This window comes from Nocardia sp. NPDC004860, assembly GCF_040609015.1.
Taxonomy (GTDB): Bacteria; Actinomycetota; Actinomycetes; order Mycobacteriales; family Mycobacteriaceae; genus Nocardia.
Genome location: NZ_JBEXJI010000034.1, coordinates 20284 through 43529 on the forward strand (window position 1 = coordinate 20284; position 23246 = coordinate 43529).

General features: G+C 71.7%; 10 protein-coding genes. 2 read left to right on the forward strand and 8 right to left on the reverse strand.

All coding sequences use genetic code 11. From position 1 onward, the window contains the following. Positions 1–13: 13 nt before the first annotated feature. Together ABZV44_RS38465 and ABZV44_RS38470 are read left to right on the forward strand one after the other, a co-directional pair. Positions 14–8452, forward strand: a complete 8439-nt coding sequence (locus ABZV44_RS38465; protein WP_354847894.1) for an SDR family NAD(P)-dependent oxidoreductase — start codon at positions 14–16, stop codon at positions 8450–8452. A 5-nt stretch (positions 8453–8457) separates the two neighbouring features. Then, positions 8458–14679, forward strand: a complete 6222-nt coding sequence (locus ABZV44_RS38470) for a type I polyketide synthase (RefSeq protein WP_354847897.1) — start codon at positions 8458–8460, stop codon at positions 14677–14679. Positions 14680–14745: 66 nt separating this feature from the next. Here ABZV44_RS38470 and ABZV44_RS38475 read toward each other — a convergent pair whose 3' ends face one another. The 8 genes from ABZV44_RS38475 to ABZV44_RS38510 all read right to left on the reverse strand — a co-directional run bounded on the left by ABZV44_RS38475 (position 14746) and on the right by ABZV44_RS38510 (position 23246). After that, positions 14746–15171, reverse strand: a complete 426-nt coding sequence (locus ABZV44_RS38475; RefSeq protein ID WP_354847899.1) for an ester cyclase — start codon at positions 15169–15171, stop codon at positions 14746–14748. 54 nt (positions 15172–15225) lie between these two features. Continuing rightward, positions 15226–15993, reverse strand: a complete 768-nt coding sequence (locus ABZV44_RS38480; protein ID WP_354847902.1) for an SDR family oxidoreductase — start codon at positions 15991–15993, stop codon at positions 15226–15228. Beyond that, complete coding sequence (locus tag ABZV44_RS38485) at positions 15990–17816, reverse strand: ABC transporter ATP-binding protein (protein ID WP_354847904.1); 1827 nt, start codon at positions 17814–17816, stop codon at positions 15990–15992. The genes ABZV44_RS38480 and ABZV44_RS38485 overlap by 4 nt, the downstream gene beginning before the upstream one ends. Continuing rightward, positions 17813–18673, reverse strand: a complete 861-nt coding sequence (locus ABZV44_RS38490; protein WP_354847907.1) for an ABC transporter permease — start codon at positions 18671–18673, stop codon at positions 17813–17815. Before ABZV44_RS38490 ends, ABZV44_RS38485 begins: the two co-directional genes overlap by 4 nt. Continuing rightward, complete coding sequence (locus ABZV44_RS38495; RefSeq protein ID WP_354847909.1) at positions 18670–19617, reverse strand: ABC transporter permease; 948 nt, start codon at positions 19615–19617, stop codon at positions 18670–18672. The genes ABZV44_RS38490 and ABZV44_RS38495 overlap by 4 nt, the downstream gene beginning before the upstream one ends. Further along, the gene (locus ABZV44_RS38500; protein WP_354847912.1) at positions 19614–21296 is read right to left on the reverse strand and encodes an ABC transporter substrate-binding protein; all 1683 of its coding nucleotides are present in this window, start codon (positions 21294–21296) and stop codon (positions 19614–19616) included. The genes ABZV44_RS38495 and ABZV44_RS38500 overlap by 4 nt, the downstream gene beginning before the upstream one ends. 154 nt (positions 21297–21450) lie before the next feature. Continuing rightward, positions 21451–22488: a 2-dehydropantoate 2-reductase N-terminal domain-containing protein gene (locus tag ABZV44_RS38505; RefSeq protein WP_354847915.1), complete on the reverse strand. Its 1038-nt coding sequence runs from the start codon at positions 22486–22488 to the stop codon at positions 21451–21453. Next, positions 22485–23246, reverse strand: a complete 762-nt coding sequence (locus tag ABZV44_RS38510; protein ID WP_354847917.1) for a DUF1684 domain-containing protein — start codon at positions 23244–23246, stop codon at positions 22485–22487. Before ABZV44_RS38510 ends, ABZV44_RS38505 begins: the two co-directional genes overlap by 4 nt.

Sequence of the window (23246 nt, forward strand, 5' to 3'; positions counted from 1 at the left end):
GAAAGGCTCCGCTGTGAACGCTGTCGACGACGCCACCGGCGACGACAAAATCCGGCACCTGCTGCGCCGGGTGAGCGAGGAACTGTACAAGACCCGGCAACAGCTGCAGGAGGTCACCGCCGCGCAGCAGGAACCGATCGCCATCGTGGCGATCGGCTGCCGATTCCCCGGCGGGGCCGACACCCCGGAACAGTTCTGGCAGCTGCTCGCCGAGGGCCGTGACGTGCTCACCGAATTCCCCGCCGACCGCGGCTGGGACCTGGCCGGCCTCTACCACCCCGACCCCGACCATCCCGGGACCGCCTACACCCGCTATGGCGGATTCCTCGACGGCGCAGCCGATTTCGATCCGGCCTTCTTCGGCATCTCCCGGCGGGAGGCGCTGGCCATGGACCCGCAGCAGCGGCTGCTGCTGCACACCACCTGGGAGGCATTCGAACGCGCGGGCATCGATCCACGCACCCTGCGCGGCAGCCGCACCGGCGTGTACGTCGGCACCAACGGGCAGGACTACGTCAGCGGTCCGGGACGGGTGCCCGCCACCGTCGAGGGATACCTGGTCACCGGGACCGCGGCGAGCGTGATGTCCGGCCGGATCGCCTACACCCTCGGCTTCGAAGGACCCGCGCTCACCGTCGACACCGCGTGCTCGTCGTCCCTGGTGGCGCTGCACCTGGCGGTGCGGGCGCTGCGGGCGGGCGAGGTGGATTTCGCCGTCGCGGGCGGCGCGACCGTCATGTCGACCCCGGCGATCTTCGTCGAGTTCTCCCGGCAGCGCGGGTTGTCGGTGGACGGCCGCTGCAAGGCCTTCGCCGACGGCGCCGACGGCACGGGCTGGGGCGAAGGCGCGGGAGTGCTGCTGGTGGAACGGCTTTCGGATGCCCGGCGGCACGGCCACGAAGTCCTGGCGGTCATCCGGGGCAGCGCGGTGAACCAGGACGGCGCGTCCAACGGCCTGACCGCGCCCAATGGACCCGCCCAGCAGCAGGTGATCCGGGACGCGCTCGCCGACGCCGGGGTGAGCGCCGCCGAGGTGGACGCGGTCGAGGCCCACGGCACCGGTACCGAACTCGGCGATCCGATCGAGGCCCAGGCGCTGCTGGCGACCTACGGCCGCCACCGGGCCGAACCGCTGCTGCTCGGCGCGGTGAAATCCAATATCGGGCACACCCAGGCCGCGGCGGGCGTGGCCGGGGTCATCAAGATGGTGCTGGCGCTGCGCCACGAGGTGCTGCCCGCCACGCTGCACGTGGAAAAGCCCTCCGCCCTGGTGGATTGGAGCGCCGGACGGGTCGAGCTGGTGACCCGGTCGCGGCCGTGGCAGCCCGGCGGCAGGCCACTGCGGGCGGGCGTATCGGCCTTCGGAGTGTCGGGGACCAACGCCCATCTGATTCTCGAACAGGCACCGGCAGGCGAGCCGACGGCGGAGCCCGAGACGCCTGCGACGATAGCGCCCGCGGCGGCTCCGACGACGGAGTCTGCAGTGGCACAACAGGAGTCGATCGAGCAAGTTCTGCCCTTCGTGATCTCGGGGACCTCGGCCGACGCACTGCACGCCCAGGCGGCCGCACTGGCGCACCACCTTTCCGGTGTGGCCGATGAGGACCTCGCCCCGATCGCGTCCGCACTGATTCGTGACCGCGTCACCTTCGGGACGCGCGCGGTGGTCGCGGCCGGTGATCGGGCGAGCCTGATCGCCGCCTTGACGAGTCTGGCCGACGGTGCCCCGGGTGCCGGGGTCACCGTCGCCGGGGAGGTCACCGGCGCGGTCGGGGTGGTCTTCGGCGGCCAGGGCAGCCAGCGCGCGGGTGCGGGACGGCTTCTCTACCATCGGTTCCCGGCTTTCCGGGCATCCTTCGATGCGTCGGTGGCCCTGCTGGACGAGAATCTCGGCACGGCGGTGCGGTTCTCGATCAAGGAGGTCGCCTTCGGCGCACCGGGCACCGAGGGGCTGATCGATGACACCACCTACACCCAGCCGGTGATCTTCGCGGTCGAGGTCGCACTGTTCCGGCTGCTGGAATCGTGGGGCATCGAGATCGACGCGGTCGCCGGGCATTCCATCGGCGGTGTGGTGGCCGCGCACGTGGCGGGCGCGTTGTCGCTGGCCGACGCCACCCGCCTGGTGGCCGCCCGCGGCCGGTTGATGGGCGCGCTGCCTACCGGCGGCGCGATGGTCGCGGTCGAAGCCGCCGAGGACGAGATCCGGGCGGCGATCGAACGGGCCGGCGTGCGGGAGCCGGTGTCGGTCGCCGCGATCAACGGCCCTCGGGCGGTGGTGATCTCGGGTGCGGAGGTGCCGGTGCTCGAACTGTCCGCACAGCTCGCCGGATCGGGCCGACGGGTGAAGCGGCTCGTGGTCTCGCACGCCTTCCATTCCGCGGCAATGGATCCCGTGCTCGAAGACTTCGCCCGGGTGGTGGCGGACCTGACCGTCACCGAGCCCCTGGCGCGCACGCTCGTCTCCGACTCGACCGGCACGCCGGTGTCGGCGGCCGAACTGGCCGATCCCGACTACTGGGTGCGTCACCTGCGCGGCACCGTGCGATTCGCGGACGCCGTCGCTGCGCTGCGGGCCGAGGGAGTCGGTGTGTTCCTCGAGCTCGGCGCGGATGCCGTTCTCACGCCGATGGTCTCCGCGGCCCTGGCCGAGGACGCGAACCCGTGGGTCGCGGTGGCCGCCCTGCGCACCGGACGGGACGAGATCACCACCGTGGTGTCCGCAGCGGCAGCCGTGCATGTCAACGGGCGCCCCGTGCAGTGGGCGGCGGTCGTTCCACCGCATCGGCGGATCGCGTTGCCCACCTACGCTTTCGGATACGAGCGCTTCTGGGCCACCACCACCGCCGTCACCGAGACCGGCCGGGGTGGGCATCCGCTGCTCGGCACCACGGTCCGGCTCGCCTCCGGCGACGGCGTCGTCGCGACCGGGCGGCTGTCGATCGAGAGTCAGCCCTGGCTGGCCGACCATGTGGTGTCCGGCCGGATCTACGTGCCCGGGACCGCGCTCGCGGAACTGGCACTGCACGTCGCCGACGCGGTGGGGGCCGAGACTGTCGAGGAACTCGTGATCGAGACTCCGCTGGTCCTGGTCTCCGAGTCGGCTACCGAGGTGCAAGTCGGCGCGCACCGGGTCGGCGAGCACCACACCGTGGAGATCCACTCCCGCCCGGGCGCCGACCCGCACGCCCCCTGGACGCGGCACGCCGTCGGGCGGCTGGAGGCCGCCGGGTCGCCGTCGATCGTGCCGCTGCCGGCGCCGTGGCCCCCGGCCGACGCCGAGCGCGTCGATCTGACCGATGCCTACGAGCGGCTGCGGACGGCGGGACTCGACTACGGCCCGAGCTTCCAGGGAGTCCGTGCGATCTGGCGGCGCGGAGCGGTGCGCTACGCCGAGATCACGTTGCCGGAAGCCGGAGCCGTGGATGCGGCGGGCTACGTGGTGCATCCGGCACTGTTCGACGCCGCGCTGCACCCGGTGGCCGTCACCGGCCAGGACAGCGATACCCCGCGAATCCCGTTCCTCTGGAACGGGTTCCGGGCGCACTCCGCGGGGGCCACCACGCTGCGGGTGAGTTTCACCGTCACCGCCGAGGGTCTGCGCGATCTGGTCGCCACCGATGCCGCCGGTGAACCTGTGCTGTCCGTGGACACCTTGATCCTGCGCGCGTCGCCGGGCGGGCACACGCCGGTCCGTGACGGACTGTACGAACCCGTATGGGTGGAATACCCGCTGCCCGACTCGACACCGAGCGGGAACCCCGTTGTCTGGGACTCGACGGGGTTCGAGGCGCCCGCGCACGGCGCGCTGGAGGTGCTGCGCGCCCCGGATGCCGCCGTGCGAATTCTGCTCACCCACAACGCGGTCGCCGTGCTCGACGGTGACCGGCCCGATCCGGTGGCCGCCCCCGTCTGGGGCCTGGCGCGGGTGGCGGCCACCGAACGCGCCGGCGCGGTCGCGGTGGTCGACACCGACGACACCCCGGCCTCGCGAGCGATCCTCGACCGCGTGTTCGCGGCTGCCCCGGACGAACCGCAACTGGCGGTGCGCGCCGGCCGCGCCTTCGTCCCACGGCTGGCGCACGCGGGCACCACCTCGGTCGCGCCACGGCCGTGGAATCCCCAGGGCACGGTTCTGGTGACCGGCGGCACCGGAGGACTCGGGGCGGTGCTGGCGCGGCACCTGGTGCGCCGCCACGGTGTCCGGCATCTGATCCTGGCCAGTCGCCGCGGGGCCGGTGCGCCCGGAGCGTCGGAACTGGCCACGGAACTGCGTGGGCTCGGCGCGCAGGTGCTGGTGGTGTCGGCGGATCTGACCGATCGCGACACCGTCGCCCGGGTGCTGGCCGCCGTCACCCCGGAGCATCCCCTCACCGCGGTCGTGCACACCGCTGGAATCGTGGACGACGGTGTACTCGACACGGTGACCGATGCGCGATTCGACGCGGTGCTGGCGCCGAAACTCGGTGCGGCGCAGCTGCTCGACGAACTGACACGGGATCTCGGGCTCGCCGCCTTCGTGCTGTACTCCTCGGTCGCGGGATTGCTCGGCACGGCCGGACAGGCGGCGTATGCCGCCGCCAACACCGGCCTGGACGCCCTGGCCGCCCGGCGGCGCGCCGACGGCCTGCCCGCGGTCTCGCTGGCCTGGGGCCTGTGGGCCGAAACCAGCGGTGTGACAGCCCATCTCACCGACGCCGACCGGGCCCGGCTGGTGCGGCAGGGAGTCCGGGCGCTGTCCGCCGACCACGGACTGGATCTGTTCGACGCCGCCGTCTTCCAGCGTGACAGCGCGCTGCTCGCACCGGCGTCCCTGGACCTGTCCGCCTTCACCCGGCCCGGCGCCTCGGTGCCGCCGCTGCTGCGCGGTCTGGTGCGGCCGCCACGCCGGAGGGTGGAATCGGCTGTCCGCGACCAGGAATCGGGACTGTCCGGCGCGCTGAGCGGGCATTCGGCCGCGGCACAGGAAGCCCTGCTGCTGGACGTGGTGCGCCGCGAAGCCGCCGTGGCACTCGACCATCCGGACCCCACCGGCATTCGCGGCGACCGTGCCCTGACCGAACTCGGCCTGGATTCGCTGACCGCGGTGGAACTGCGCAACCGGCTCGCGGCCGCGACCGGTCTGCGCCTGCCCGCCACGCTGACCTTCGATCACCCGACCCCGCAGGCCATCGCGGAATTGCTGCGCAGCCGTTTGACCGGTGTGGCGGACGCCGGCCCGGACGCGACCCGCACGCCGGACTCCGCCGACGATCCCATCGCCATCGTGGGCATGGCGCTACGGCTTCCCGGCGGCATCGAGACGCCCGACGCCCTCTGGCGACTGCTCGACACCGGCGGCGACGCCATCACCGAATTCCCGGCCGACCGCGGCTGGGATCTCGAATCCCTCTACGACGCCGACCCGGACAGCCCCGGCACGTCCTACACCCGGCACGGCGGATTCCTGGTGGACGCCGCCGACTTCGACGCGGGACTGTTCGGCATCTCGCCCCGGGAAGCCCTCGCCACCGACCCCCAGCAGCGCCTGCTGCTGGAGACCAGCTGGGAGGCGCTGGAGCGGGCCGGCATCGACCCGACCTCGTTGCGCGGCAGCCGAACCGGGGTTTTCGCGGGCACCATGTACCACGACTACGCCCCGCACATCCAGGACGCCCCGGCCGATCTGGAGGGCTATCTGGTCAACGGCAGCGCCGGCAGCGTCGCCAGCGGCCGGATCGCCTACACCTTCGGCTTCGAGGGACCTGCGCTGAGTGTGGACACCGCCTGCTCGTCGTCGCTGGTGGCCCTGCACCTGGCGGCGCAGTCGCTGCGCTCGGGGGAAAGCGATCTGGCCTTGGCGGGCGGGGTGGCGATCATGGCCAGCCCGGCGACCTTCGTGGAGTTCTCGCGCCAGCGCGCATTGGCCGCCGACGGCCGCTGCAAGGCGTTCGCGGCCGCCGCCGACGGCACCGGCTGGGCCGAGGGCGTCAGCATGCTGGTGCTGGAAAGGCTCTCCGACGCACGACGATCCGGGCATCCGGTGCTGGCCGTGGTGCGCGGGTCGGCGGTCAACCAGGACGGCGCGTCCAGCGGGCTCACCGCGCCCAATGGTCCCGCCCAGCAGCGGGTGATCCGGCAGGCGCTGGCCAATGCGGGCCTGCGCGCCGCCGCGGTCGACGTGGTGGAGGCGCACGGGACCGGCACCCGGCTGGGCGACCCGATCGAGGCCGAGGCGATCATCGCCACCTATGGCGCGGAGCACGCGCCGGAGCGGCCGCTGTGGCTGGGTTCGCTGAAGTCGAACGTGGGCCACACCCAGGCCGCGGCCGGCGGGGCGGGAATCATCAAAACGATTCTCGCGCTGCGGAATCGGGTGCTGCCGCAGACCCTGCACATCGACGAGCCATCGCCACACGTGGACTGGTCGGCGGGCACGGTGCGCCTGCTCGCCGAGGCACGGCCCTGGGAGCCGGGGAATACTCCCCGGCGGGCCGGCATCTCCTCGTTCGGGGTCAGCGGCACCAATGCCCACGTCATCATCGAGGAGCCACCGGCCCTCGAAGCGCCGGCCGCGCCACCGGATCCGGACACCCCACTGGTGTGGGCCCTGTCCGGGCACGATGTCGCCGCACTGCGCGGGCAGGCGGTGGCGCTGGCGACCTACCTGCGCGCCCGGCCCGAACTCGCTGCGGCGGATATCGCACGCACGCTGTGGGATTCGCGCGCCGCGCTGGCCGAGCGAGCGCTCATCGTCGGCACGGACGAGGCGGAGCTGCACGCGGGTCTCGAGGCGCTGGCCTCGGGTACGGCCCTGCCGGCCCAGGTCGTCACCGGCACCGCCGAGCTGACCGGCCGGACCGTGTTCGTGTTTCCCGGCCAGGGCGGTCAATGGCCGGGCATGGCCGCCGAGTTGTACCGCACCACACCCGTTTTCGCGCGCCGGCTCGAAGCGTGCGCCGAGGCGTTGACGCCCTTCGTCGACTGGCCGGTGCTGGACGTCCTGCTCGGGCGCTCCGACATCGACGGCGATCGGGTGGATGTGGTGCAGCCCGCGCTGTGGGCGATCATGATCGCGCTCGCCGAGCTGTGGAGCGTGCACGGCGTGCGCCCGGACGCGGTCGTGGGACATTCGCAGGGTGAGATCGCCGCCGCCGTGGTCGCCGGGGCGCTCTCGCTCGACGACGGCGCACGCGTGGTGGCGTTGCGCAGCAAGGCGATCGCCGCCCACACCGGGCACGGCGCGATGGCGGCGGTGTCGCTGAGCGCGGCGGCCGCGGCCGAACTGTTAGCCGGCTACGGCGACGAGATCTCGGTGGCGGTGGTGAACTCGCCCACCTCGGTGGTGCTCTCCGGCGCGGTGGACGCGATCGAGCAGGTGCTGGCACGGCTCGACGCCGAGGGGGTGCGCAACCGGCGGGTCGCGGTCGACTATGCCTCGCACTCCGCGCAGATGCGCGAGCTGCGCGAGGCACTGCACGCCGAACTCGCACCGGTGCGGCCCACGACCGCGACCGTCCCCATGCTGTCGACCGTGTCGGCGGACTGGCTCGCCGGTCCGGAACTGACCGGCGAGTACTGGTACCAGAATCTCAGCAGCACAGTGCGATTCGAGGAGGCGACGCGACTGCTGCTGGAGGGCGGGTATCGCGCCTTCGTCGAGATCGGGCCGCACCCGGTGCTGTCGTCGGTCCTCGAGGAGACCATCGGCGACGCGGGCACGACGGCCACGGCCGTGGTCGGGACGCTGCGCCGCGACGAGGGCGGGCCGCAGCGTTTCGCGTTGTCGGTGGCCACCGCCGTGAGCCGTGGCCTCGCCGTCGACGCCGAGGCGGTGCTGGGCGGCCGGGGACAGCGGATCGAGCTGCCCACCTATGCCTTCCAGCGCAGCCGCTACTGGATCGACGCGGATCGCTCGGCTTCGCGCCGCGACGACCGTGCCGGGCGATCGGTGAGCGTCGTCGCGGAGGCTCCGGTTCCCGTTGTCCTCGACCGTTTCTCGGGCCTCGGCGAGACGGAGCGGCGAGGCGCGGTCCTCGAACTGGTGCGTGCGGAAACCGCGGCGGTGCTCAAACACGGGAACGCCGCGGATGTTCCACCCACGCGCGCCTTCCGCGAACTCGGATTGGATTCGCTCACCGCGGTCGACCTGCGCAACCGCCTGCGCACCGCGACCGGGCTGGCCCTGCCGGCCACGCTCATCTTCGACCACCCGGCTCCCGAGTCGGTCGCCGACTACATCGCCACGGCTCTGCCCCGCGACGGCGGGGGTGGCGATCGCGGCGGCTCGATCGGCGCCGACGAGGCCCTACGGGCGCTGGAAGGACTGCTCACCGGTGACGACGACGCCGCCACCGACGAGCTCGCCCAGCGACTGCGTGCGCTCGCCGACCGGCTCGCGGCGCCCGGAGCGGAGCTCGACCTGGACTCCGCCTCCGACGACGAACTATTCGACCTGGTAGACAGGAACTGACCGAGATGGCCACCGAAGCGAAACTCCGCGAATACCTCAAGCGCTCCATCGCCAAGGAACAGCGGCTGCAACAGCGCCTCGACGAGATCGAGGCCCGCTCCCGCGAACCGATCGCCATCGTCAGCACGGCCTGCCTGCTGCCGGGCGGCGTGTCCTCGCCCGAACAGCTGTGGGACCTGGTGGCCCAGGGCCGCGACGCGGTCGGCGACTTCCCCGCCGATCGCGGCTGGGACCTGGAAGCGCTCTATGATCCCGATCCGGACGTGCCCGGCACCTCCTATGCACGGCACGGCGGATTCCTCACCGGCGCAGCCGAATTCGATCCCGACTTCTTCGGCATCTCCCACCGCGAGGCGTTGTCGATGGACCCGCAGCAGCGACTGCTGCTGCGAGTCACCTGGGAGGCCTTCGAACGCGCAGGCCTGGACCCGCACGCGTTCAAGGACACGCGCACCGGCGTGTACGCCGGACTCGCCGGACACGATTACGGTTCCCGGCTCGATCCCGTGCCCGAGGAGCTCGAGGGCTATCTGGCGATCAACAACCTCGGCAGTGTGGTGTCGGGCCGGATCGCCTACACCTTCGGGTTCGCGGGCCCGGCCGTCACCGTCGACACGGCCTGCTCCTCCTCCCTGGTCGCGCTGCATCTCGCGGTGCGCGCGCTGCGATCCGGTGAAGTCGATTTCGCGGTCGCCGGTGGCGCGTCGGTGATGTCGACGCCGATCGGGTTCACCGAATTCTCCCGGCAGCGCGGACTGGCCGGTGACGGCCGCTGCAAGGCGTTCTCCGACGCGGCCGACGGCACCGGCTGGTCGGAAGGCGTGGGAATCGTGCTGCTCGAACGCCTCTCGGAGGCGCGTCGGCTCGGGCACCAGGTGCTGGCCGTGGTGCGCGGCAGCGCGATCAACCAGGACGGCGCCTCCAACGGCCTGACCGCACCCAACGGGCCCGCCCAGCAGCGGGTGATCCGTGCGGCGCTCGCCGACGCCGGGCTGGGCGTCGGCGACGTCGACGCCGTCGAGGCGCACGGCACCGGCACGGTGCTGGGCGATCCCATCGAGGCGCAGGCCATTCTGGCGACCTACGGATCGCGCACCGAGGGCGAACCGCTGTGGCTGGGTTCGCTCAAGTCCAATATCGGACATGCGCAAGCCGCGGCCGGGGTGGCGGGCGTGATCAAACTCGTCGAATCCATCAGGCGCGGGCGGCTGCCCGAAACCTTGCATCTGGGTACGCCTTCCACGCTGGTGGAGTGGGAGTCCGGGCGGGTGGAGCTGCTGGCGCGGGCGCGAGACTGGCCGGAGACGGGCCGGGCGCGGCGAGCCGCAGTCTCGGCGTTCGGAGTGTCGGGTACGAACGCGCACGTGATCATCGAGCAGGCCGTGGACGAGCCACCGGCGGATTCGGGCGCAACCGTTTCGGAGCCGGGGCCGGAGGCTTTTGCGGAGGGGCTTCTCCCGTTCGTGGTGTCGGGCAGAGGGCCGGACGGCCTGCGCGCGCAAGCCGCGCGGCTGGCCGAATTCGCCACGGGCACGACGGCGGAACCGGCGCTGATCGCCTCGGCGCTGATTCGTGAGCGGGTGCCGCACGACACCCGCGCCGTTGTGCTGGCGACCGACCGTACCGAGTTGGCCGCGGCTCTGGACGCGGTGGCCCAGGGGCGTGCCACGCCCACGTCGGTGCTCGCCGCGACCGCCGTCACCGGGGGAATCGGCGTCGTGTTCGCCGGACAGGGCAGTCAGCGCGCGGGCGCGGGAGCCGAACTGTACGGGCGTTTTCCGGTCTTCGCGGCGGCATTCGACGCGGCGAGCGCCGCGCTGGACCGCTATCTCGGTGCGGCCGTTGAGCATTCGGTGCGCGATGTCGCCTTCGGCGCGCCCGCCACCGCGGGCCTCATCGATGCCACCGTCTACACCCAGCCGGTGATCTTCGCGCTGGAGACCGCACTGTACCGGCTGCTCGTGTCCTGGGGAATCGAGATCGGAGTCGTCGCCGGGCATTCCATCGGCGGCATCGTGGCCGCCCACGTGGCCGGAGTGCTCACGCTCGAGGACGCCGCGCGGCTGGTCGCCGCCCGCGCGCGCTTGATGGGATCGTTGCCCGCGGGCGGAACCATGGTCGCGATCGAGGCCACCGAGGCCGAGGTGCGCGAGGTCATCGACCGGGTCGGCGCGCGGGCGGGCAGCGTGGCGCACCCGGGCGAAGGGGCGGTGGCACTGGAGGATTCGCCGTCGGTGTCGGTCGCCGCGGTCAACGCGCCGCACGCGGTGGTGGTGTCCGGCGCCGAGGACGCGGTGGTGGCGGTGTCGGCGGAACTCACCGGATTGGGGCGGCGGGTCAAACGATTGTCCGTGTCGCACGCCTTCCACTCGCCGCTGATGGAACCGATCCTGACCGAATTCGCCAGTGTGGTGGCCGAACTCGGCTTCGGAGAGCCGACCGGGGTGAACCTGGTCTCGGACAGCAGCGGTGCGGCGGTGACCCGCACGGAGCTGGCCGACCCGGACTACTGGGTACGACACCTGCGTGGAACGGTCCGGTTCGCCGACACGGTGCGCACGATGCGCGAGCAAGGCGTGGGCGTCTTCCTCGAGATCGGGGCGGACGCCGTGCTCGCGCCGATGATCTCGGCGACCCTGGCTGATCACGAGGTGGCGGTGACACCGGTGGTGCGCGGCGGCCGACCCGAGATCGCCTCGGTCCTGTCCGCGGCCGGAGCCGTCTTCACCCAGGGGCATCGCGTCGACTGGACCGCGATCGTGCCGCCCGCCCCGCCGATCACTCTGCCCACCTACGCCTTCCAACGGCAGCGTTTCTGGGCCGAGCCCGTCACCCGCGGCCGCGCCGCGGCGGCCGGTGTGACCCCCATCGACCACCCTCTCCTGTCGGCGGTGATCGCGGCGGCCGAAGGCGGCCAGTTGCTGCTCACCGGGCAGCTGTCGTTGCGCACCCATCCGTGGCTGGCCGACCACGCGGTGCTCGGCACCGTCATCGTCCCCGGTACGGTGCTGCTCGAACTGGCGGCCCGCGCCGGGGCGGAAGTCGGACTGCCGGCGATCGAGGAACTGGTCGTGGAATCCCCGCTGGTGCTCGGTGACGGGGTCGTCGATCTCCAGGTCGCGGTGAGCGCGAACGGGGACGGTACCTCTTCGGTCGCGATCCACTCGCGGCCCGCGAGCGGCGCCGCAGAAGCATGGACCAGGCATGCCGCCGCGGTGCTCGGCTCCGAAACAGCCACCGCCGCAGCGGATCTCGCTGCCTGGCCGCCGCCGGGGGCGGAGCCGGTCGAGGTGAGCGGCATCTACCCCACGCTGGCGGAGACCGGACTCGCCTACGGTCCCGCCTTCCAGGGATTGCGCCGGGCGTGGGAGCGTGCGGGCGAACTGTTCGTCGAGGTCGAACTGCCCGAAGCGGAGCGGCCGCACGCCGATGCCTTCGCCGTGCATCCGGCGCTGCTCGACGCCGCGGTCCATCTCCCGGCCCTGCGGGCGCTGGCCGACGTGCCCTCCGGTCAGAACCGCCTCCCCTTCGCCTGGAGCGGAGTCCGGGTGTCGGCCTGGGGCGCGGCGGCGCTGCGGGTCCGCATCGCGCCGAGCGGGCCGGACACGGTCACCATCGACGCCGCCGATCCGACCGGAGCGCCGGTGCTGAGCATCGACAGCCTCGTAGCCCGCAGGGTGTCGGCCGCCCAGTTGCGCTCGGCCCGTGCCGAATTGCGTGACACGCTGTTCGAGGTCGCCTGGACCGGGCTCGAGACCTCCGCCGGACCGGCGGAGTGGGCCGTCCTCGGCGATCAGGGCGCGTCCGAGGCGATTCTCGACGCCCTGCGGCTGAGCGGCCATCGCGCCGTGCTCGCCGACGAGATGGGCCCGGCCACAGTGGGTTTCACTCCCGCGGCGGCGATCCTGGCGGCGTCCGAGGTCGACTCGCTCCTGCCGGTCCTGCAGCGGTGGCTCGCCGATCACGCGGCCGAGACGGTGCCGCTGGTCGTGCTCACCCGCGGCGCGGTCGCCGTGCACGAGACGGAGACGCCCGACCCCGCCGCCGCGGCGGTGTGGGGGTTGGTGCGGTCCGTGCAGGCCGAGTATCCGGATCGGTTGCTGCTCAGCGATATCGACGATGCGCCCGAGTCCTGGTCGGCGCTCGCCGGAATTCTCGTCACGGCGGCGGATGCAGACACGCAGACCGCGGTGCGCGTCGGGCGGATCTGGGCACCCAGGGTGCGGCGCTGGGATCCGCCGGCCGGGGAGGAGACTTCCGGATGGGATGTCGCGGGCACGACACTGATCACCGGTGGCCTCGGCGGGCTCGGCGCCGAGGTGGCGCGGCACCTGGTCACCGCGCACGGGGTGCGGTCGCTGGTGTTGGCGGGCCGTCGCGGTGCCGCCACGGCGGGCGCGGCGGACCTGGTCGAAGAGCTCGAATTCGCCGGTGCGACAGTCACTCTCGCCGCTGTCGATGTCGCTGATCGGGTGGCGCTGGGGCGGGTGCTGGCCGCTGTCCCGGCGGATCGGCCGCTGACCACCGTCATCCACGCCGCCGGACTGGTCGACGATGGTCTGTTCGCGACGATCACCGCGGATCGGATCGCGGCGGTCGCCGCACCCAAGAGCGGTGGAGCCCGTGCACTGGACGAGCTGACCCGCGCGGTGGACACGGTCACCAGGTTCGTGCTGTTCTCCTCGGTGTCGGCGCAATTGGGCGGCCCGGGACAGACCGCCTACACCGCCGCCAACGCCGAACTGGATGCACTGGCGGCGCAACGGCGTTCGCGGGGTCTACCGGCCGTGTCGATCTCCTGGGGCCTGTGGGAACGCGAGAGCGGTACGACCGCAGCGCTGTCGGCCGCCGATCGCGCGCGCATCGCCAGGAACGGGTTGCGCGCCTTACCGACAGCCACGGCGCTGGCACTGCTCGACGCCGCGTCCGGCGGCGGGCCGGTGGTCATCGCGGCCGGATTCGACGGCCGTGCCCTGGCCCGGCGCACCGACGCGCTGCCACCGGTGCTGCGGTCGCTGGTGCCCGCGCGCCGGCGCACCGCCGCCCACGACGGGAACACCGGATCGGTGCTGCGCGACCTCGCGGGACTGGACGGCGTCGCCCGGCAGCGCGCCCTGCTCGACCTGGTGCGGTCCGAAGTTGGTGTGGCGCTGGCACATCCGTCACCGGACGCCATCGCCGCCGATCGGGCGCTGATCGAACTCGGACTGGATTCGCTCAGCGCCGTGGAACTGCGCAACGGCCTGGGCCGGGCGACCGGTCTGCGCCTGCCCGCCACCCTCACCTTCGACCACCCCACGCCACAGGCCATCGCCGAATTCCTCGACGGCCAGGTCGGGACCACGGCGACACCGGCCGCGACCGCACCCGCTCCGAGTGCGGGACTGTCGGCGATCCATCGCCGGATGCACGACACGGGAAAGCATTTCGAGGCGGCGCAGCTGCTCGTCGCCGCCTCCCACGCGCGCACCACCTTCGGCGTGGACGAGCGCGACCGCCACGCCCTGGCACCGATTCGCCTGGCCGAGGGGCCGGGGGAGACCGTGGTGGTCGCCTTCCCCGCGGTGAGCGCGATCTCCGGGCCGCACGAATACTCGCGCATGGCTCAGGAACTGCGCGGTGAGCGGGACGTGTTCGTGGTCCCCGCACCAGGATTCACCGCGGGCAGCAACGACCTGCCCGACTCGGTCGACACCCTGGTGCGGCTGGGTGTGGAGGCGCTGACCGAGGTGGTCGGAGACCGGCCCTTCGTGGTGCTCGGCCGGTCCATGGGCGGCTGCGTCGCGCACGCCGTCACCGCCGCGCTCGAATCTGAGGGCCGGCGCCCGCGCGGGCTGCTGCTCATCGACAGCTACCCGGTCGAGGCGGCCCTGGAACCCGGCATGGAATGGTGGACCGGGGCCATGATCGGCGGCATGCTCGCCCGCGTCGACCGATTCGACATGGCGGTGCAGGATGAGCGGCTCACCGCCATGGGCACCTACAACCGGCTGTTCCTGGACTGGCGCGCCACCCCGGTGCGCACGCCGATCCAGTTGCTGCGCTCGCAGACTCCGCTGCCGGGCACCCGGACCGACGGCCCCCGGGACTGGCGTGCCTTCTGGCCCGTCCCGCACGGCACCGCCGACATTCCGGGCGACCACTTCACGGTGCTCGAGGAGGACGCGACCACCACCGCCGCGGCGCTGCGGGAGTGGATCGGCACCCTGGAGAACTCCGCGGCCTGAGCTCCGATGGCCGGATACGGCGAAGCCCGGCACGGACATCCGTGCCGGGCTTGGCCGTTCTGCCGCTCAGGCGGTGAGCTGCGCGACGATGCCGTACCGATCCGGCAGCACCCCGTACTCGACGATGCGGCCGTCCTGGAAGCGGATGGTGCTGATGCTGATCCCGGTGAACCGGCGGCCCGCGCCGCTGTCGGGCACCCCGAAGATCTCGCCGCGCTGTACGCCGTCGATGGTCCAGTAGACGACCACGCGATCGTCCTCGGCGATGAGATCGTCCACCGTGGCGGTGACGCCCTCGACATTGTCGCGCAGCCAGGTGATGTGCTCCACGAAACCGGCGCGGCCCTTGATGTTTCCGGCCGGCACCGCGGTATCGCGGCCGTCCTCGGCGATGATCTCGTCGAGCACCTCGAGCTTGCCCTGCGAAACCACCTCCTCGTAGAACCGCCGCGCTGCGGCCTTGTTGGCTTCGATGACGGAGGTCGTCGTCATGATGTGCTCCTTCGTGAGTGGTTGGGGGAACTGTCGGAAATCGGGAAACGAGGTTCAGAAGCCCTGGCCGGGTAGGGGCAGGATGCCCAGATTGGCGTCGAGCCCGCCGTCGACGACCAGGGTGGTGCCGGTGATGTAGCCGGCGGCGGGCGAGGACAGGAACCAGATGGCCTCGGCCTGCTCGACGGGTTCGGCGAAGCGGCCCAGCGGAATTCGCCGCTCGATGGCCGCGAGCAGGTTCGGATCCTGATGCACGTTGGCGGTGATGCCGGTGCGGGTCAATCCCGGCGCCAGGGCATTGACCCGGACACCCTGTGCCGCATAGTCGATCGCGAACGCGCGCACCAGGTTGATCAGCGCGCCCTTGGACGCGTTGTAGGCCCAGTTGCCCGGATCGCCGCGCAGTCCCGCCACCGACGCGGTGAAGATCGCCGACCCGCGGGTCTCGCGCAGCGCCGGAATCGCCGCCCGCAGGCCGTGGATCGGGCCGCGTAGGTTGACCCCGAAGATGCGATCGGCGGCATCGACCGCGCCGGGCGTTTCGAGCGGGGGCGTGCCGCCGGTTCCGGCATTGAGGACGACGGTGTCGATGCGGCCGAACAGCTCCAGCGCGGTCTGCACCGCCGCTCGATTGGCGGGTTCGGCCGAGACGTCCCCGGCGAGCCTCACCGGATCGCCGGACAGGCCGGCCAGACCGCGCTCGTCGACGTCCACGGCGACCACCCTGTACCCGCGCTCGGCGAACAATTCGGCGGTGGCGCGGCCGATGCCGGATGCCGCGCCGGTGACGATCGCGACCCGGCGATCATCGGTCGATGTCATGAGAGTCCTTTCGAGAGTGAACGTTCGGGCAGTGAGTCGGGCAGCTCCGGCCGGGCGGCCGGGCCGGGCGAGCGCGGCACGGCGGCGAGCAACTGCCGGGTGTACTCGTGCCTGGGGTCGGCGAAAACAGCTGCGGTGTCGCCGATCTCGACGATGCGGCCGTGCTGGATGACGGCGATCCGCGGGCACAGCCTGCGCACCACCGCCAGATCGTGGGAGATGAACAGCAGTGCCGCGCCGCGCTCGCGCCGGACCCGATCGAACAGGTCGAGGATCTGCGCCTGAATGGTGATGTCGAGCGCGGAGACCGGTTCGTCGGCGACGAGCAGATCGGGTGCGGCGGCCAGGGCTCGCGCGATGGCCACCCGTTGCCGCTGCCCGCCGGACAGCCGTGCGGGCCGGGCGTCGCGCAGGGCGCGCGGCAGCCCGACATCGGCGAGCAGTTCGTCGACGCGTGCGGAGCGCGCCGCCCGCGAACCGATACGGTGCAGGGCCTCACCGATGATCGCCGCCACCGAGTAGCGGGGGTCGAAGGCGCTCAGCGGATCCTGATCGATGAGCTGTACCCGATGCCGTCGCGGCCGTCGCTCCCGCTCCCGCAGCCGTGACCAGGGCTCGCCATCGAGCAGGACTTCGCCGCTGTCGGGAGTCAGGTGCGCGAGCGCCAGCCGGGCGAGTGTGCTCTTGCCGGAACCGGATTCACCGACGATTCCGAGGGCCTCCCCGGGGCGCAGCGTGAACGAGACCGACTCGAGGGCGACATTGCGGCCACCGTCGGGCAGCCGGTAGTGCCTGCCGGTATGCCGGAACTCCAGCAGCGGAGCCCGATCCGGCTCGGCGACCGGTGCGGGCACGGCGGGCACGGGCGTGACCAGGGCGGTGGCCCGGCCCGGATGCAGGCAGCGCACCGTGCGCCCGCCGGGCAGGGCGACCGGGTCCGGGAGTCGTGTCCGGCAGTCCGCGTCGGCGAGCGGGCACCGCGGCGCGAACGGGCATCCGGTGTCGGCGGGTGACGCCCAGCGTGGTGCGGCGGAGGCCAGGATCGGCCCGTCCAGTCGTGGTGCGGCCGCCAGCAACTCGGTCGTGTACGGATGCGCGGGTTCGTCGAGCACCGCCGCGGCGGGTCCCTGCTCGACGACGACGCCCGCGTACATGACCGCGACCGTGTCGGCCGACTCGGCGACCACCGCCAGGTCGTGACTGATCAACAGCACGGCGGTGCCCGCCGCTCGCAACTCTCGCAGCAAGGTCAGAATCTGCTGCTGCACAACGACATCCAGTGCCGTAGTGGGTTCATCCGCGATCAGCAGCTCCGGCCCGGCCGCGAGTGCCGACGCGATGAGCGCACGCTGGCGCAACCCGCCGGACAGCTCGTGCGGGTACTGCCGCCAGCGTCGCTGTGGATCCGCGATGCCCGCCCGCCGCAGCAGGCCCAACACCGCGTCGTCGAGGTCGTCGGCGCTGGCGAGGCGGTGGATCTCGAGTGGTTCGGCGACCTCGTAGCCGATGCGGCGCAGCGGATCCAGCGAGGTCAGCGCATCCTGCAGGACGAAACCCACACGGCGGCCGCGGATTCGACGCCATTGCGCGGGCGTCGATCGGCGCAGGTCGGCCGCACCGAGGGTCAGCTCGCTCGCCCGCACTCGCGCACCCGCCCCGGCCAGGCCGATGAGAGCACGCGCGGTCACGCTCTTGCCGGACCCGGATTCGCCGACGATCGCCACGCAGCGACCGCGGTCCACATCCAGGTCGACCTGCCGCACCGCGACGGCGCCGCCGAAATCCACCGACAGCCCACGCACCCGCAACAGCCGCCTGCTCATTCCTCGACTCCGTTCACGCGTTCACGCAGAGCGCGGCCGGCCACGCTGATCGCCATCACCGTGATCGTGACCGCCAAACCGGGGAACAGTGCCAGCGTCCACGCGGCGCTCAGATAGTTCCGTGACTGCGAGAGCATCGCGCCCCACTCCGGAACCTCGGTATCGGGCCCCAGACCCAGGAAACTCAGCGAGGAGCCGATGATGATGGCGGTGCCGATATTGATCACCACCAGCACTCCCAGCGGCAGCAGCACATTCGGCACGACGTGGCGCAGCGTCACCCGCCACGGCGCGGTGCCGAGATCCAATGCCGAACGGACATAGGCGAATCGGCGCACCAGATGGGTGCGGATGCGCACCAGGCGGGCGAAGCCCGGTGTCAGTGCGATGGTGATGGCCAGCACCACATTGCCGGTGCCCGGCCCCAGTACCGCCACCACCAGCAGCGCCATGAGAATCGTGGGAAAGGCCAGCAGTACGTCGGCGAGCCGCATGCCGATCTGATCGGCGACCCGGCCCCCGAGTGCCGCGGCCAGCCCCCAGATCGTGCCCGCCAGGCTCGCGAGCAGCGTCGACCCGAGGCCGACCAGCAGGGAGGCGCGTGCGCCGTGAACGACGCGCGCGTATTCGTCGCGGCCCAGCCAGTCGGTGCCGAACGGATGTGTGCCGCTGGGCGGGTGCAGGGCGATACCGGGATCGATGACTTCGGGCGAACCGGCGAGCAGGTCGGGCGCGATGACCGCCGTAGCGACCGCCAGCAGCACCAGCGCGGCAGCCACCCGGCCGGATCGCGGCGCGGAAAGCCGGTCCTGCAACCCGATTCGCGCCATCCGCGCCCTGATCGGCGACGCGGTCACCGCGCCACCTCCCGGATCCGGGGATCCACCAGCCGGTAGAGCTGGTCGAGCACGATCGAGATCACCGCGAACACCGCCGCGGTCAGCACCACCGTGCCGATCACCACCGGATAGTCCCGCCCGCGGACCGCGGTCACCAGCAGCTGCCCCAAACCCCGTCGCGCGAACACGGTTTCGACGACGACCACGCCGCCGAGCAGGTTGCCCAACATCCACCCCGACAGCGTCAGCACCGGAGCCGCCGCGTGCCGCAGCGCGTGACGCACCCGCACCCGCAGTTCGGTTGCGCCCCGGGCCCGCACGGTCAGCGCGAAGGGTTGTTCGAGCGCCTGCTCGAGCCCATCCCTGGTGACCTGCGACAGCACACCGGCCACGGCCACCGCGAGGGTCAGCCACGGCAGCACCAGCCCGCGCAGACCGGTCTCGCCGACCACCGGGAACAGCTGCCAGCGGAACGAGAACAGCGCCAACAGCACGAAACCCACCCAGTAGGTGGGCATGGACAGCGCGGTGAACTCGGCCGCGCGCGCGACCGCCCGCACCCCGGGCCGCTGCGCGGTGAACACCGCCACCGCGACCGACAGCGCCGATCCGAGCGCGAGCCCGCCGACCGCGAGCGAGACGGTGGGCCACAGCTGCTCGGCGATGAGCGAGCGCACCGGACGATGCTGTTGATAGGACGTGCCGAGATCCCCGCGCGCCAGCCGGCCCAGAAAGCGGCCGTACTGCACGTAGATCGGGGAATCCAGGCCGTATTCGGTGCGGATCCGGTCCAGCACCTGCGGCGAGCTGGTCGCGGCGACACCGCCGGCGATGGCGCGCGCCGGGTCACCCGGAATCGCCTGCAGGCCAGCGAAGGTGAGGGTGGCCGCCGCCCAGATCACCAGCACCGCCAGCGCGATCCGGCCCGCCAGCCACCGCAGCGGTTCGGGCAGCCGGGTCACGACGACAGCCAGGCGTCGTAGAAGCGGGGATAGGTCTGTGCGTCGAAGGCCAGGTCGCGCACCGATTTCGAGTAGCCGGTCAGGCTGACGGGGGTGTAGATCGGGATGATGTATGCCTGCTTCAGCACCTCGTGCTGAACCGACGAGTAGTCGCCGGCGGCCTGCTTCGCGTCGGTGGTGGCCGCCGCCCCCGTCACCCAGGAGTCGAGCTGCGGCGAATTCACCAGCGCCACATTGCCGCCCGCCTTGGCGTAGGTGTTGGCGGAGAAGAACGCGAACCGCAGCACATCGGGGGTGGGCCGGGCGAAACTGACGTCGACGAGGTCGTAGCCGCCGCCGATCAGATACTTGTCCACATAGGTGCCGGTGTCGACGGTGGGCCGCTGGATGTCGATGCCCACCGCACGCGCCTGGGCCCGGATGCCGTCGGCGACGACATCGCGCTGTTCCCGCGTGCCGTCGGGCCAGTACGGCCACACCAGCGACAGCCGGGCACCATCCTTGACCCGGATGCCGTCGGAGTCGGTGTGATTCCAGCCCGCCTGGTCGAGCAGCCGCTTGGCGTTGTCCGGATCGTAGGCGGTCAGGTCGTTGCGCGCCGAGGCGTCGTAGCCGGCGGTGACCTTGCTGATCGCGTTGTCCGCCACCGGATAGTGGCCGAAGTAGATGCTGTGCACCAGCTTGACCACATCGACCGAACCGGTGAGCGCGCGGCGCACCAGCGGATCGGTGAGCGGACCGCGCGACTGGTTGAGATAGACGTTGTAGTTCAGGCCCGGCGTCTCGTCGGAGTGCAGAGTGAAACCGTTCCGCTTTGCGAGATCGTCCGCCGACACCGGCGGCACGCCCCCGATGGCCTGAACCTGACCGCTGGTGAGCGCGCCGTAGCGGGTCGCGTCCTCGTTGATGAACTGGAACACCAGTTTGCCCAGATGCGCCGCGCCGGAATGCGAGGCGCCCGGTGCGGGCCAGCGGTAGCCGTCGAACCTGGCGAGCGTTTCGGCCTTGCCCTGTTCCCAGCTCTCGTAGCCGAAGGGGCCGGTGCCCACCGGACGGTAATTCGCGTCGGCGAGCGCTTTCGGGCTCTGAATCCCGAGACTCGGGGTCGACAGCGCCTGCAGGAACGGCGTGAACGGTTGCTTCAGCACGACGTCCACGGTGTGCGGGTCGATGATCCGGGTTTCCTGATAGGCGCTGATCAGCGAAGCCGCATACGCGGACTTGGTTTTCGGGTCGACGACATGATCGAGGCTGGCGCGCACGGCGTCGGCGGTGAGCGGCGTGCCGTCGTGGAAGGTGACGTCGTCGCGCAGGGTGAACCGGTAGGTCCGCCCGTCCTCGGAGATCGTCCACGAGCTCGCCAGCCACGGGCCGAAGGAGTCCGGACCGGTCTGCGCCACCAGGGAATCGAAGATATTGCGGTTGATCAGGCTGGTCACCGCGGTTGCCGCGACAGCGGGATCCAGCGAGACCTGGGTGCCCGCGACCCCGTACACCAGCGTGCCGTTCTCGGTGACCACGCCGCCGCCGCGCGAATCGGTGCCGGCCACCTCGGCGACCACGCCCACCGCGACGGCCACCCCGGCCAGCGCCCCGGCCGCGATCCAGGCGGTGCGCCGCCGGCGTGAACGCAGCCGGGGTCGCGCGGTGGGACGATCGGTCTCTTCGTCTGTAGACATGTCACCCGTTTTCGAAAGTGAGAGTTGGGCCGGAACCGACACCCCGCCGACCGAGGAAAACTCAACACGCCAAATGCGTTGTGGTCAATGCTTTTACGATCACGTGAATTCAATTCGACCGATCGAATTCCGGCATCGAAAGGGATCGGAATTTCTAATCGGATCGCTGCGCGCCGGGCTCGCCGCAGTCGGCGGGCAGCAGCGCGGCGAGGGTGTCCAGGCCGGGCAGATCCAGGCCGCCGCCGTGCCGGGTGGCGCGCCCGAGGAGTCGCTGCAGGGCGGAGTTCGCCGGCGCTTCGAGACCGTTTTCCCTTGCGATCAAGGCGATTTCGCCGTTGAGGTAGTCGACCTCGTTGGTGTCCGCGCCGCGGGCGAAGCTCTGCCACGTCGATTGCCGGGCATCGGTCGCCCGGTAGGTGGCATCCGGTGTGGCATCGGGTACCAGTGCCGTCAGGGGATGAACCGGAATTCCGGCAGCGGTGAGAACCGATCGCGCCTCGGCGATCAGGGCCGCACCCACCCGGGCCTTGTCAGCGGCGCTGCCGCCCAGCACTTCCAAGCCGTTGGTGACGCTGTAGACGAGTTTGGTGGCTTTGTAGGAGCGAATATCGGTGACCTGCTCGGCCCGGAAATGCGCGTGCCGCAGATCCTCGACGAATGTTTCCAGCACTGCCTTGCCGATTCCCGCGGTGTCGTTCGCGAGTCCGGCGAATACAGCGCCCGTCCGGGGCTCGATGCCGCTCCGGATCTCGCCGAGATGCTCGTACCCGACCGAGAGCACCAGGGTCGCGCCGAGGACGGTGTCGAACCAGCGCGCGGCGGCGCGTTCCGCGTCCAGACCGTTCTGGACGGTCACCACCGGGATGTGCTCGGCGGCGACACCCAGCGGCGTGCCGTCGGGGTCGCGGACGTCGTGCCAGGCCAGCGACTGCGCGGCGCGCGCCACATGCTGGGACTTGACCGCCAGGATCAGGATGTCCCCGGGTTCGAAACCCAGATTGCCCGTGCCCGCGGCCACGGGTAGGCGGATGGTTCGGACCCCCGCCGCGGTGCGATACACCAGCGGATGGGTGGCGAAGTGGTGCAACGGGTTTCCGTGCGCGACGACCAGTGTGTGGTGGCCGCGGTCGGCCAGTTCGACGGCCAGGCTCACCCCGACCGCCCCGGCGCCGACGATCACGTATCGGGTCATCGGGGCGCGGAACCGTTACGGCGTACCCGGGTCTCACCGACGCGCACCGGGAAGTCGAGCCGGTTGCCGGCTGGGGGCAGCGGACACAGATAGTGGTCGGTGAAAGTGCACGGCGGCAGGTAGGCACGGTTGAAATCGACGGTGACACGGCCGTTCTCGTCCGCGGCGGGCACGGTCAGAAAGCGGAATCGCTCGGTCTCGGTCCCATTGGTGGTGTCGGCGAAGGTGATCTGGATGTCGCTGTTCGGTGCGAGGGTGCCCCACAGCGCCTGCTCGCGGCCCCGCACACGCACATGGACCTGGGCCGCGCTGTTGGAGCTGACGAACCCGTCGATGTGGTCGAGTCGCAAGGGCTGCGTACCGATGTCGGCGCGGCCCTCGACGACCCACGCCGGGTCGGGATCGAAGGCGTCGATGCCCTCGATCGCGGTGCGGGTGGCGGCCTGCGGATCGAAGACCCGCACCGCGACGCGGCCCGCCCGCCCCAGCGGCTGGATCAGCAGCTCACCGACGGCGACCGCGGTGCCCGGATCGAGTTCGAGATGCAGGTCGCCCGGTCCATCCGCCACGGCGTGACCGGCTACCGCCGCCCAACGGCCGGGCAGGCCGTCGATGGCTTCCGGTTCGTCACCCAGCCAGTGGGTTCCGGTGACCGAGGCCAGGCCGTGCGGTGCTAGTGCGAGCGCATTCCGCTCGGCGCGCCAGCGCCGCCAGTCGCCGAGCCAGGCTGCTGTCGCCGGCGTTGTGGAAGTGGTCAC

What these genes read in the sequence shown, in the direction of transcription:
- ABZV44_RS38470 (WP_354847897.1), top strand. Translation starts at nt 8,458, where the DNA reads ATGGCCACCGAAGCGAAACTCCGCGAATACCTCAAGCGCTCCATCGCC.
- ABZV44_RS38475 (WP_354847899.1), bottom strand. Translation starts at nt 15,171, where the DNA reads ATGACGACGACCTCCGTCATCGAAGCCAACAAGGCCGCAGCGCGGCGG.
- ABZV44_RS38480 (WP_354847902.1), bottom strand. Translation starts at nt 15,993, where the DNA reads ATGACATCGACCGATGATCGCCGGGTCGCGATCGTCACCGGCGCGGCA.
- ABZV44_RS38485 (WP_354847904.1), bottom strand. Translation starts at nt 17,816, where the DNA reads ATGAGCAGGCGGCTGTTGCGGGTGCGTGGGCTGTCGGTGGATTTCGGC.
- ABZV44_RS38500 (WP_354847912.1), bottom strand. Translation starts at nt 21,296, where the DNA reads ATGTCTACAGACGAAGAGACCGATCGTCCCACCGCGCGACCCCGGCTG.
- ABZV44_RS38505 (WP_354847915.1), bottom strand. Translation starts at nt 22,488, where the DNA reads ATGACCCGATACGTGATCGTCGGCGCCGGGGCGGTCGGGGTGAGCCTG.